11 protein-coding genes are annotated in these 13023 nt (G+C 73.6%); 10 read left to right on the top strand and 1 reads right to left on the bottom strand.

The features are described 5' to 3' along the window. Window positions 1-41: 41 nt before the first annotated feature. Window positions 42-1166, top strand: coding sequence for a pantoate--beta-alanine ligase (panC, locus tag QQS41_RS10920; RefSeq protein WP_448852751.1), 1125 nt, complete (start codon window positions 42-44; stop codon window positions 1164-1166). Between the two features lie 3 nt (window positions 1167-1169). Then, entirely contained in the window at window positions 1170-1586 is a 417-nt protein-coding gene (gene panD, locus QQS41_RS10925) for an aspartate 1-decarboxylase (RefSeq protein WP_448852752.1), read from the top strand. A gap of 578 nt (window positions 1587-2164) precedes the next feature. Here panD and QQS41_RS10930 read toward each other — a convergent pair. Continuing rightward, a complete protein-coding gene (locus QQS41_RS10930; protein WP_448852753.1) occupies window positions 2165-4309 on the bottom strand; it encodes a PhoX family protein in 2145 nt (714 codons plus the stop codon). A 346-nt stretch (window positions 4310-4655) separates the two neighbouring features. On the opposite strand from QQS41_RS10930, the gene QQS41_RS10935 reads away from it, so the two are divergent. The 8 genes from QQS41_RS10935 to lysS all read left to right on the top strand — a co-directional run bounded on the left by QQS41_RS10935 (window position 4656) and on the right by lysS (window position 12975). After that, on the top strand, window positions 4656-6338 hold the full coding sequence (locus tag QQS41_RS10935) for a dihydroxyacetone kinase family protein (RefSeq protein WP_448852754.1): 1683 nt from the start codon (window positions 4656-4658) through the stop codon (window positions 6336-6338). 252 nt (window positions 6339-6590) lie between these two features. Continuing rightward, the gene (locus QQS41_RS10940) at window positions 6591-7355 is read left to right on the top strand and encodes a DUF4178 domain-containing protein (protein WP_448852755.1); all 765 of its coding nucleotides are present in this window, start codon (window positions 6591-6593) and stop codon (window positions 7353-7355) included. Next, window positions 7352-7906: a DUF2617 family protein gene (locus QQS41_RS10945; RefSeq protein WP_448852756.1), complete on the top strand. Its 555-nt coding sequence runs from the start codon at window positions 7352-7354 to the stop codon at window positions 7904-7906. The genes QQS41_RS10940 and QQS41_RS10945 overlap by 4 nt, the downstream gene beginning before the upstream one ends. Next, window positions 7903-8319, top strand: a complete 417-nt coding sequence (locus tag QQS41_RS10950; protein ID WP_448852757.1) for a DUF4247 domain-containing protein — start codon at window positions 7903-7905, stop codon at window positions 8317-8319. Before QQS41_RS10945 ends, QQS41_RS10950 begins: the two co-directional genes overlap by 4 nt. Window positions 8320-8464: 145 nt before the next feature. Continuing rightward, complete coding sequence (locus tag QQS41_RS10955; RefSeq protein WP_448852758.1) at window positions 8465-8908, top strand: DUF350 domain-containing protein; 444 nt, start codon at window positions 8465-8467, stop codon at window positions 8906-8908. A gap of 74 nt (window positions 8909-8982) precedes the next feature. Next, window positions 8983-9624, top strand: a complete 642-nt coding sequence (locus QQS41_RS10960) for a DUF4178 domain-containing protein (protein ID WP_448852759.1) — start codon at window positions 8983-8985, stop codon at window positions 9622-9624. Next, window positions 9621-11309: a polyamine aminopropyltransferase gene (locus QQS41_RS10965; RefSeq protein WP_448852760.1), complete on the top strand. Its 1689-nt coding sequence runs from the start codon at window positions 9621-9623 to the stop codon at window positions 11307-11309. Before QQS41_RS10960 ends, QQS41_RS10965 begins: the two co-directional genes overlap by 4 nt. A gap of 121 nt (window positions 11310-11430) precedes the next feature. Further along, entirely contained in the window at window positions 11431-12975 is a 1545-nt protein-coding gene (gene lysS / locus QQS41_RS10970; RefSeq protein WP_448852761.1) for a lysine--tRNA ligase, read from the top strand. Window positions 12976-13023 lie beyond the last annotated feature (48 nt).

The raw sequence follows: 13023 nt of genomic DNA on the forward strand, positions 1-13023 counted from the left end.
GACGCGGCGGGGGCCCGCAGAACGGAAGGCACCCCGCAACCGTGACCGGCTTCACCCCAGGCGAGACCACCGTCCACGACACCGTCGACGGCATCTCCCGCGTCACCCGCGCGCTGCGCGCCACCGGCCGCCCCGTCGTCCTCGTGCCGACGATGGGCGCCCTCCACGAGGGCCACCTCGAGCTCGTCCGCGCGGCGAAGTCGCTGCCGCGCGCGGTCGTCGTCGTCAGCATCTTCGTCAACCCCCTGCAGTTCGGGGAGAACGAGGACTTCGGCGCCTACCCGCGCACCCTCGAGGCGGACGTCGAGAAGCTCCGCGAGGTCGGCGCGGAGCTCGTGTTCGCGCCCACCGCCCGCGAGATGTACCCGAACGGCTTCCGCACCACCGTCTCCGCCGGCCCGCTGGCGGAGCAGCTCGAGGGCGCGTCCCGTCCCGGCCACTTCGACGGCGCCCTGACCGTGTGCCTCAGGCTGTTCAACGTCACGAACTGCTCCGACGCCATCTTCGGCGAGAAGGACTACCAGCAGCTCGTGCTCATGCAGCAGATGGTCACCGACCTCAACCTGCCGCTGACGCTGCACTCCGTGCCCGTCATCCGCGAGCGCGACGGCCTGGCCATGAGCTCCCGCAACCGCTACCTCGACGAGGAGCAGCGCGAGCTCGCCGTCACCCTGTCCGCCGCGCTGACCGCCGGCGCGCACGTCGGTGACCACGGGCCGAAGGCGGTCCTCGACGTCGCCCGCTCCGTGCTCGACGCCCGCCCCGAGGTCGAGGTGGACTACCTCGTGCTCCGCGACGGGAAGCTCAACGAGCTTGACGACGCGGTCCTCGCCGGCGACGAGCCCGCCGGCGAGGGCGAGGCCCGCCTGCTCGTCGCCGCGCGCGTCGGCACCACCCGGCTGCTCGACAACGTCGGCGTCCTGCTGGGCGACGTCCGCGCCCGCGAGGAGCGCGAGATCGCCCAGGCCGCGCTGCACGCCGCCGGCGTCGACGACTCGCCGCTCACCGACGAGGAGATGGCGCAGCTCCGCGAGCTGCAGGAGAAGGTCCGCGCCGTCCGCGCGGAGCGGGAGGCCCGCGAGGCCGCCGAGGGATCGCGCGCCGCGGGCGCCGCTGGCGTCGGGTCCGATGACGCGGGCGCCGGTTCCGCCGAGGGGGAGGAGTAGCCCATGTTCCGGACCATGCTGAAGTCCAAGATCCACCGCGCGACCGTCACGCAGGCCGACCTGCACTACGTCGGCTCGTGCACCATCGACGCCGATCTCATGGAGGCCGCAGACCTGCTCGAGGGCGAGCAGGTCGACATCGTCGACATCGACAACGGCAACCGACTGACCACGTACTGCATCACGGGCGAGCGCGGCAGCGGCATCATCAGCATCAACGGCGCCGCCGCCCGGCTGATCAGCCCCGGCGACCTGGTGATCATCATCGGCTACGGGATGATGGAGGACGCCGAGGCCCGCTCCTTCACCCCGAACGTCATCTTCGTCGACGGCGACAACCGCATCGCCGGCCGCGGCGGCGACCCCGCCGACGTGCCCGAGGGCTCGGGCCTGAAGAACCCCCGGACGCCGGAGGCGTAGGGGGAGGGCCGGGCGGCTGCTCCGCCCGACGCCCGCCCCGCCGCAGTCCCCGGCAACGACGACGCGCCCCGCACGACCGTGACGGTCATGCGGGACGCGTCGTCGTCGTATCGGGGTCCCGTCTGCCCGAAGCGGTCCATCTGGCGTCCGTCGGCGGTGGCCCGCCACAGACGGACCGGTTTCGGCGGTTGGGACCCCGGTATACGTGGGTCCCGTTTGCCGAAAGTGCTCCGTCTTGGAGGGGAGGGGCGGCCGCGGCGGGTCGAGGGGCGTCGCAACGGGGTCCCGTCCGCCGGAACGTGTCCGTTCCGCCCAAACTGGTCCGTCTTCCGGCTGGCCCACCCGGCGACGCGGGGACGTACTCAGGGGCGGCGGTGTCACGGGCAGGGGACGGTCTCGACTGCGGCGCGGGGATGGGCGACGGAGCCCGCGAACGCGGACGCGCCCCGCATGACCATGTCGGTCATGCGGGGCGCGTCGTCGGAACGGGGGAGCGGCGGTCCGCCGGGGAGGGGCCGTGCGCCCTGCCCGGAAGGCGGCGCGGCCGGCCCCTCCCGGAAGGCGGGTGCGGCCGGCTCCTACTCCTCGCCGATGAGCTTGCCGTCGGTGCGGAACACCTGGACGACGGCCGGGCGCGGCTGGGCGTCGCCGCCGTCCGGCCAGTGCGAGAGCGGGTTCTCGGTGGTGGCGTCGTCGTCCTCGCCCGGGTGCTGGACGTTGACCATGACGCGCTTCTCGCCGACCAGCGGGCCGCAGGTCTCGCCGCCGACGGGGACGGTGAGGAAGCACTTGACCTCGCCGCGGCGGTCGCCGTCGACGGCGACGGCGTAGAGGCCGTCGTTGGACTTCAGGGCGTTGCCGTCGGTGGAGATCCACAGGTTGCCGTGCGGGTCGAACGCCAGGTTGTCCGGGCAGGAGATCGGGGAGACCTGCTCCTTGTCGAAGCCGCCGAAGTAGGAGTACGCCTCCTTCGGGTCGCCGCACACCAGGAGGAGGTTCCAGGTGCCGGTGGTGCCGGCGTGGTCGTCGTCCATCTCCAGGACCAGGCCGTTCTTGTTCTCCTGGATGGGGGCGACCTCGGTGACGCCCTCGTAGGGGCGGCCGGCGCCGTCGGTGTCCTGGTCGATCTTGTTGTCCTGCTCCTTGCCGTCGCCCTCGCCGGCCATGCCGCGGTACTTGTTGTTCGTCAGCGCGGCGTAGACCTTGCCGGTGACCGGGGAGGCTTCGACGTCCTCGGGGCGGTCCATGCGGGTGGCGCCGACCTTGTCGCCGGCCTCGCGGGTGTAGATGCAGACCTCGGCGGCGTCCATGCCGTCGATGTGGGACTCGTGCTTGCCGTCCTCCTTGGCGGTCATGAGCGGGATCCACTCGATGGTGCCGTCGAAGGCGCCGTCCTCGGGCAGCTCGCCGGAGCCGTCGATCTGGTCCTCCGGGGAGTTGCCGTCGAACTTGGCGACGTAGAGGGTGCCGGAGTCGAGGATGGTCATGTTGTGCTTCATGTCCCCCTCCTTGACCTTCTTGTCGGAGACGAACTTGTAGATGTACTCGAAGCGCTCGTCGTCGCCCATGTAGCAGACGACGGTGCCGTCGTCGGTGACGTGGATCTGGCCGGCCTCGTGCTTGAAGCGGCCGAGGGCGGTGTGCTTGACCGGGGTGGACTTCGGGTCGTGGGGGTCGATCTCGACGATGTAGTAGAAGCGGTTCGGCTCGTTCGGCTCCTTGGAGACGTCGAAGCGGTCGTGGTACTTCTCCCAGCCGCGGTCGGACATCTCGCGGTCGATGGAGTAGCGGCCGAGCTTGTGCTTGGTCTGGTGGTCCTCGACCTTGTCGATGCCGCCGAAGTACTGGTCGACGTTCTCCTCGCCGGAGAGCATGGTGCCCCACGGGGTGATGCCGCCGGAGCAGTTGTTGAAGGTGCCGATGGCCTTGGTGCCGGTCGGGTCGTCGCCGGTCTTGAGCAGCTCGTGGCCGGCGGCGGGGCCCTTGATGTCGAACTCGGTGAAGCCGGTGATGCGGCGGTTGAGCGGGTGGTCCTTGATGGGGGTGAGCTTGCCGTTGTCGTCCTCCTCGACGGCGAGGACGGTGTGGCCGTGGGCGGCGATGCCGATGTTGACCTGCTCCTCGGTGGGGTTCTCCTGGTCCCACTCGTGGAACATCATCGGCTCGGTGGTGTACTCGTGCGAGCAGACGTAGAGGAGGGTGCCGTCCTCGGTCTCGACGGTGCCGGCGAAGTCGTTGTTGAAGCCGAACTGCTTCAGCTGGCCGTCGGCGGTCTGCTTGTCGAAGGACCACTCGGGGGCGCCGGCCTCGACGGGGTCGCCCCAGCGGATGAGGACGTCCTGCTCGTAGCCGTCGGGGACGACGACGGCGTCCTCCTTGTTCGGCTGGACCGGGGTGAAGCGCATGCCCTCGGGGGACTGGCCGCCGCCGGCGGGGGCCTCGCCGCCGCCGGTGGCGGTGGTGGAGCCGGCGGCGGGGTCGGTGGTGTCGTTGGTGCAGGCGGCGAGGAGGGAGGCGCCGCCGAGGGCGACGCCCGCCGCACCGCCGGCCTTGAGCGCGCGGCGGCGGGAGAAGGCCTTCTTCGCGATGTCGGCGAAGTAGGCGTTGTCGGCGAACTCGTTGGGGGCGTCGTCGCGGCAGGCGTTGCCGCACTTGAACTGGCAGGTCAGCGAGCTGCGGGAGGAGGCGAAGGTGCTGAGGAGGTTGGTGCCGCGCAGGGCCATGGCGATCATCCTTCTGTCGGTCGGGTGAGGCGCGCGGCCGGGCGGACCGCGCAGTAGGGGGGCGGCATCCGCGAGGATGCCGCCCTCATCGCCGGGGCCGTCGCCGGCCTGGCTGATGGACCTGAATATAGGGCGCCGCGGTGACGGTCCCGGGGCCGTCGGGTGGCGTCGCCGTGATGGGGAACTGAAGCGTTCGTGAATATTCGGGAACACTGAATTAAGCAAAATTTTGAGGCGTTAAATGCCGTCCCGCCGCGTGGCACGCGCCGATCCGCCGCCGCCTCCCCGCCGCGCGATTCCCGGCGGCCCGTCGCCGTTTCCCGCCCGCGCCCCTACCCTGGGCGCCATGGGCAGCTTCTTCGACGACGTCGACACCGTCTTCCGCCACGGCCTCGCGGGGCTCGTCGCAGCGCGCGACGATCTCGCATGGGACGACCGGGGCTTCATCCGCCGCGCGGGGGAGGGCGCGTCGGAAAGCGCACCGGAGGGCGCGGGTCCGGGTGATGCGCGTGACGACGGCACCCGCCCCGGCCGCGTCGCCCTCGTCTCGGGCGGCGGGTCCGGGCACGAGCCGCTGCATGCGGGCTTCATCGGCGCCGGGATGCTCGACGCCGTGTGCCCGGGGCCGGTGTTCACCTCCCCGAACGCGCGGCAGATCCACGCGGCGACGTGCGCCGTCGACGGCGGCGCGGGCGTGGTGCACGTCGTGAAGAACTACACGGGCGACGTGATGAACTTCGGCGTCGCCGCGCAGATGGCCGGCGACGACGGCGTGCGGGTGGAGACGGTGCTGGTCGACGACGACGTCGCCACCGACCTCGGCGACGACGGCGACGGGCCGGGCCGCCGCGGCACCGCGGCGACCATCCTGGTGGAGAAGGCGTGCGGCGCGGCCGCCGCGCGCGGCGCCTCCCTGGACGTCGTCGCGGACGTCGGCCGCAACGTCGCGCGCCGCGCCCGCTCGATGGCGGTGTCGCTGACGGGCTGCGCGATTCCGGGGCAGGAGCCGTCGTTCCGCCTGGAGCCGGGCGAGATGGAGGCCGGCGTCGGCATCCACGGCGAGCGCGGCGTCGGCCGCGGAGAGCGGGTGCCCGCCGCGGAGCTGGTGGAGGGGATGCTCGACCGCATCCTGCCCGCCGCCGGCGACCCCGGCCGCGTGCTGCTGCTGGTCAACGGCCTGGGCGGCGAGGCGGGCATGGAGCTGTCCGCCGTGCTGTCGCTGGCGTGCGCGGACCTGGAGGGCCGCGGGGTGGCCGTCGAGCGCGTGATGTGCGGCGACTTCGTCACCGCCTGGGACATGACGGGCTTCTCCCTGACGGTCCTCGGCGTCGACGACGATCTGCTGGACCTGCTGGACGAGCCCTGCGGGGCGCCCGCGTGGACTGCCCCGGCCGTCCATCGCGGCGTGCCGGACGTCTCCGACGCGGCGCGGGCGGCGCTGCCGGCCGCGGACTCGGGGACGGAGCGCCCCGGCCTGACCTCCTGGGTGCGACGGGTGCTGGATTCGGTCGACGACCTGACGGCGCTGGACCGGGAGGCCGGCGACGGCGACTTCGGCGTCAACATGTCCGCCGCGCTGTCGCCGTTCGAGCTTCCGCTGCGCGGCACCCTTCACGAGGTGTTCGACGCGCTTGCGCAGTCCTACCTGGTCCGCGCCGGCGGCACCTCGGGAGCCGTGTTCGGCCTGTTCCTCGCCCGCGTCGGCGCCGCCCTGGAGGGCTCCCGCACCTTCGCGGAGGCCGACCTTGCGGCGGTGTTCCGCACGGGCCTCGACGCCGTCGTGGAGCTCGGCGGCGCGAAGGTCGGCGACTGCACGGTCGTCGACGCCATCGACCCGGCGGTCCGGGCGCTGGAGGACGGCGGGGACCTCGCCGCCGCGGCCGACGCCGCCCTCGCGGGCGCGGAGTCCACGGCGGACGCCGCCGCGGGCAAGGGGCGCGCCAGCTACGTCGGCGACGCCGGGCGCGGCGTGGCAGACCCCGGCGCGCTCGTCATGGCGTGGTTCTTCGGGGAGTTCGCCCGGGCGTGACCCGGTCCGGTGCGTGACCCGCATCCGGGCGACCCGGCCCCGCGCGGGGGTCGGGTGCGGGCGCCGCGGATGCCCACCACCCGGACCCGCGCACGCCGATCCCGCGCCCGTGCCCGCGGCCGCCGTGCGCCCTCATCCGCCGAATCCGTTGACCTCCGTGCGGGGTCATGCCACCCTTGTGAGGACAGTCACCGCCACCGGCGCCCGCCGGATGATGTCCGCGCGCCGGCGCCGGACGGGAAGGGAGGAGCCGTGTTCGGTCCCGTTCTCCTGCTCATCATCGGCTGCGTCCTCCTGATCATGGGCATCGTCCTCATCTTCACCGCGATCTCCCGCGCCAACCGGGCGGCGGAGGGCTCGATGACCGAGGGGCCGGCGCCGGGCTCGGAGTTCAGCCGCGACGACGAGATGTTCGGGCCGGAGTTCCTGGCCCCGGGCGCCGTCGTCGTCCACCACGGCGTGGAGTACGTCGTCCGCGGCTCCATCCACCTCAGCGAGGGCAGCTACCGCTGGTACGAGCATCTGCTCGACGGCGGCGAGCCCGGCACGTGGCTGGGCGTCGAGGTCGACGAGGACCTCGGCCTGCAGCTGTCGATGTGGCGGCGCCACCGCGGCGCGCCCGTCCCCGATGACGCGGAGGTCGTCCTGTCCGGCCTCACGTACCGCGAGCACGAGCGCGGCCGGGCGGGGTACCGCAGCGTCGGCACCACCGGCCTGCCGCCGGAGGGCGTGATGCGCTACGTCGATTACGCGGCGCGGGAGGAGCGGCACAAGCTGCTCGGCCTGGAGAAGTGGGCGGAGGAGTCGGCCTGGGAGGCGTCGTTCGGCGAGGCGGCGTACCGCGGCGATTTCACCGTCTACCCGGCGCCGAAGCAGGGCACCGGCGGCTACGGCGGCGCGACGACGTCGACCGGCGTCGTCCACGGCGGCGACGTCGGTCAGGGCGACGCCGGCGCGTCGGCGCCGTTCCTCGGGGACCCGGACGCGGGCCGTCCGTCGAACGGGGGCGGCCGATGACCGCCGTCGCCCTCGACGTCGCCTTCCTCGACGTCCGCGCCGATCAGCTCCGCGTCCGCGTCGGCGGGCCGGTGCCGGAGCCGCTGGTCTCCGCGGTGGTCCGCGCGCCGGGCCTGCCGCCGCTGACGCTGGCGGTGCTCGGCGCCTCCCACGCCGTCCACGCCGGCGACGCAGCTGCCCCCGCGTTCGTGGAGGAGGTGTCGTGCGCCGCGCCGGGCGGCGTCGCGCTGGCCGACGCCGCCGTGGCCGGGTTCCCCGCCCGCGTCCGCGTCCTCGATGAGGTGGAGTTCGCGCAGGTGGCGCGGAGTCTGCGGGATCGCGCGGAGCAGGCGGCGACGCGTGACGACGGCGAGACGGCCGCCATGCTCGTCGCCGGGTTCCCCGGCTCCCCGGATGCCCTGACCGCCGTGGCGGGCGAGGCCCGCCCGGGCGGATACCGGTGGCGCACCTGGCACCTGTACCCGGCGGCGGGCGGCGGCGGGGAGGTCGTGGAGACCTCCGGCGCCTGGCCCGCCGGCCCCGCCCACCATGACGGAAGGAACGCCCGATGAACATGAACATGCTCGTCGGAGGCATTCTCGCCTGCATCGTCGGCACCGTGATGCTGATCGGAGGCGTCGTCGGGCTGCAGAACCGCACGCCGAACTACCTGGACGACAACTACCGGGAGGTGACGTCCCGGACGTGGGACTGCAGTCCGCAGGACCCGATCGCCGTCGGCAGGAAGCTGCGCGACGACCTGAAGCCGGACGCCTACGCGGAGGACGCCGGACGCGCCTACCTGCGCGAGGGCGACCGCCTCACGGAGGTGGGCATGAAGGACGGCACGTGCACCATCACGTCGGAGGACCGCGGCTCGAGTTTCGGCGGCGGCCACTTCGTCTACCTGGGCCCGGGCTTCGGCCCGTCGTCGCCGTCGTCGTCCTCCGGCGGCTCCTCCGGCGGATTCGGGGGAGCGAAGTGACCGCGCCCCCGGCCGCCCCGGCCGCTGGAGGCGCCGGAACCGCCGGCGCCCGGCCCCGCCGCACCGACTCCGCCGGCCCCGCAGCCGGCGCCGACACGACCGACCGCACCGGCACCACCGACCGCACCGACCGAAAGGCGCACCGATGATCCTCGCGCAGACCCTCACCGAGCAGCTGGCCGTCGGCGTCCCCGCGACGCTCATGTACTTCGTCGCCGGCGCGGCCGTCCTCATCGTCGGCTTCGTCGTCCTGGACCTGCTGACCCCCGGCAAACTCCGCGACCTCGTGTTCGTGGACAACCGCGCCGGCGCGGCCACGCTGGCGTGCGCCCAGCAGATCGCGCTGGTGCTCATCATCGCCTCCGTCGTCCGGGCGGCCGACGACCGGCTGCTGGTCGGCGTGACGGAGACGCTCATCTACGGCGCCATCGGCATCGTGCTGCAGGCCGTCGCGCTCATCATCATGGAGCTGCTCATCCCGGGCCGCTTCCGCGACGTCGTCATGGACGCCCGGCTGCAGCCGCGCGCCATGCTGGCGGCGACCACGATGGTCGCCGTCGGCGCCGTCAACGCCATCGCGCTGTCCTGACCCGGGCGGCCCGGCGCCGCCCGCGAGGCGGCCGCCGGCCCCGCCATCCACCCCGACCCCGAAAGGCGGACCCCATGGACCCGGCCTCCGTCATCGTCCTGCTGCTCGTCATCGCCGCCGTCGCCATCGCCGTCGCGTTCTGGCTGCGCCGCCGCGCCACCCCGTCGAAGGAGGACATCGGCGACACCGGCCCGGCCTACCGCGACCCGCTGCTGGACGACGACACCTACCGCCGCTTCGGCCCCGAGTCCCTCGGGCCCGGCGCCGTCATTTCCCACGGCGGCGTGAACCACGTCATCCGCGGCTCCCTCGTCATCGCGGAGGGCCCGTTCCGCTGGTTCGAGCACCTGCTCGACGGCGGCGCCGACGGCTCCTGGTTCGGCGTGGAGGAGGACGAGGGCGAGGTCATCATCACCTGGTGGCGCCGCCGCCCCGGCGTGCCCGTGTCCGATGACCCGGAGATCGAGATCGACGGCGTCGTCTACCGCGAGCAGGAGCGCGGCACCGCCCGCTACACGTCGAAGGGCACCACCGGCCTGCCGCCGGAGGGCCCGGTCGACTACGTCGACTACCGCTCCGACGACGGCCGCCTGCTGGGCCTGGAGCGCTGGTCGCGGGACTCCGGCTGGGAGGTCTCCGTCGGCCGTACCGTCCTGCCGGGCGAGGTCACCGTCCTGTCGTCCCCGTACGGCGGCACCGCCGGGTCCGCGGAGTGAGCGCCGGGCAGCCGCGCGACGACGCCCCCGGAGCCGCACCCGCCGCACCCGCCACCGCACCCGCCGCAGCGCCCGCGTCCGGCGCGTCGCGTGACGACGCCCCGGTCCCCGGCGTCCCCCCCGGCCCGTGGCGCGCCCTGCTGCTCGCCGCGGTCGCGGCCTGCGCCGCCTGCGGCCTGATCTACGAGCTGGCGCTGCTCGCGCTGGCGGCGTCGCTGGGCCGCGGCGACGTCGTCGCCACGTCCGTCATCGTCGCCGGCTACGTCGCGGCCCTCGGCCTCGGCGCCCTGGCGGCCAAGCCGCTGGTCGCCCGCGCCGCATCGTCGTTCCTGCTGGTGGAGGCGACGCTCGGCCTGATCGGCGGCCTGTCGGCCTCCGCCCTGTACGCCGTCTTCGCGATCACCGGCGATGCCCTGGCGCCTTTGACGCTGTCGACGCTGCTCATCGGCGTCCTCGTCGGCGCCGAGGTGCCGCTGCTGATGACGCTGCTGCAGCGCGGCGTCAGCGCCAGCGCCGAGGACTCCGGCCGCGTGCTGGCCAACCTCAACGCCGCCGACTACCTCGGCGCCCTGCTCGGCGGCCTGGCGTGGCCGTTCCTGCTGCTGCCGCAGCTGGGGCTGCTGCGCGCCACCGCCGCCACCGGCCTGGTCAACGTCGCGGCCGCCCTGTTCATCGGCGTGGTGCTGCTGCGCGGCATCGCCGGCCGGCGGGCCCTGCTCGCCGCCGTCGCGATGCTCCTGGTCGCGGCGACGGCGCTGACGGCGCTGCTGGTGAAGGCCCGGGACGTGGAGGTCACCGTCCGCCAGCGCCTGTACGCCGCCCCCGTCGTGCACGCGGAGGCGTCGAGGTACCAGGACATCGTCGTCACGCGCGACGGCGCGGACCGCCGCCTGTACCTCGACGGCGGCCTGCAGTACTCCACGCGCGACGAGCACCGCTACACCGAATCCCTCGTCTTCCCCGCCGTCACCCCGGAGACCCGCACGGCGCTGGTGCTCGGCGGCGGCGACGGGCTCGCCGCCCGCGACCTGCTCACCGTGCCGGGCATGGAGCGCATCGTGCAGGTGGAGCTCGACCCCGCCGTCATCGAGCTGGCCCGCACGGAGCTGCGGGAGGACAACGGCGGCAGCCTCGACGACCCGCGCGTCACGGTGCGCGTCGACGACGCGTTCGCGTGGCTGCGCGAGGCCGCCCCCGGCGCCGGCGACGTCCCCGCCGGCGGGTTCGACGCCGTCTACGTCGACCTGCCCGACCCCGACTCCGCCGTGCTGGCGCGGCTGTACTCGGAGGAGATGTACGGGATGATCCGCAAGGTCACCGCCCCGCACGGCCGCCTGGTCGTGCAGTCGGGCTCCCCGTTCTCCACGCCCGACGCGTACTGGCGCACCGTGAACACCGTCGAGGCCGCCGGCTGGGGCGTCACCCCGTACCACGTGCACGTGCCGACGTTCGGCGACTGGGGCTTCACCCTCGCCGCCCGCGACGGCGTGCCCGTCCCCGTCGAGTACCCCCGCTTCGCCGGCGGCGACCCCGGCCCGGAGATGCGGTTCCTCACCCCCGCCATCGCGGAGGCGTCGATGGCGTTCGGCGCCGACGACGCCCGCCGCGACCTCGAGCCGACGACGCTGGCGCACCCGCGCATCGTCGACGATCTGCGCCGCGGCTACCGGCAGGCCGGGCAGTAGCGGGCGGCGGGGGAGCCGTCCGCGCCGCGCGGCACCCGTCGCAACGCGACGCGCGCACCCGCATCCGCGCAGCTCCCGGCCCCGTCCTGCGGGCCCCGCCCCGTCGGCTACCCTGTTCCCCGTGACCGACACGAAGAACACCGACGCCAAGACCCCCGCCGACGACCTGCCCGAGCAGCTGCGCATCCGCCGGGAGAAGCGCGGTCGCCTGCTGGAGGCCGGCGGCGACCCGTACCCGGTGGAGGTGCCCCGCACCCACACGCTCGCCGACGTCCGCGGCCACTGGGGCCACCTGGAGACCGGCGAGGAGACCGACGACGTCGTCACGGTCGCCGGCCGCGTCATCTTCGTGCGCAACACCGGCAAGCTGTGCTTCGCCACCCTGCAGGAGGGCGACGGCACCCAGCTGCAGGCCATGCTGTCGCTGAAGGAGGTCGGCGAGGACCGCCTCGCGGCGTGGAAGGCCGACGTCGACCTGGGCGACTTCGTCATGGTCACCGGCCGCGTCATCAAGTCCCGCCGCGGCGAGCTGTCCGTCATGGCGACGTCGTGGGCGATGGCCTCGAAGTCCCTGCGCCCCCTGCCGGTGGCGCACAAGGAGATGAGCGAGGACACCCGCGTCCGCCACCGCTACACCGACCTCATCATGCGCCCGGCCGCCCGCCAGAACGCGCTGAACCGCATCGCGGTCATCCGCGAGCTGCGCCACGCGCTGGAGCGCCGCGGCTTCCTGGAGGTGGAGACGCCGATGCTGCAGACGCTGCACGGCGGCGCCGCGGCCCGCCCGTTCGTCACCCGCTCCAACGCCCTGGACATCGACCTGTACCTGCGCATCGCGCCGGAGCTGTACCTGAAGCGCTGCGTCGTCGGCGGCCTGGAGAAGGTCTTCGAGATCAACCGCAACTTCCGCAACGAGGGCATCGACTCCTCCCACTCCCCGGAGTTCGCGATGCTGGAGTACTACGAGGCCTACGGCACCTACGACGACTCCGCCCGCACCATCCGCGAGGTCATCCAGGAGGTCTGCGCCGCCGTGTTCGGCACGCTGACCGTGACGCTGGCCGACGGCACGGAGTACGACTTCGGCGGCGAGTGGGAGACGATGGAGATGTACCCGTCGCTCAACGAGGCCCTCGCCCGCGACTACCCGGACCAGCCGGAGGTCACCGTCGACTCCACCGTCGAGGAGCTCAAGGCCATCGCCGACGCGGTGGGCCTGGAGGTCCCGGAGAAGGGCGGCTGGGGCCACGGCAAGCTCGTCGAAGAGCTGTGGGAGCACCTCAACGCCGACCGCCTCGACGGCCCGGTGTTCGTCCGCGACTTCCCGGTCGAGACGTCCCCGCTGACCCGCCAGCACCGCGACAAGCCGGGCGTGACGGAGAAGTGGGACCTGTACGTCCGCGGCTTCGAGCTGGCCACCGGCTACTCCGAGCTCGTCGACCCGGTCATCCAGCGCGAGCGCTTCGAGGACCAGGCGCGCCTGGCCGCCGGCGGCGACGACGAGGCGATGGTGCTGGACGAGGACTTCCTCCACGCCATGGAACAGGGCATGCCCCCGACCACCGGCGTCGGCATGGGCATCGACCGCCTGCTCATGGCCCTGACGGGCCTGGGCATCCGCGAGACGGTGCTCTTCCCGATCGTGAAGCCGGAGCGCTCCGAGTAGCCGCCTTCTTCGCGTTCGCGTGACGACGGGCCCCGCCCCGGCCGCATG

It is taken from the genome of Corynebacterium sp. 335C, assembly GCF_053525695.1.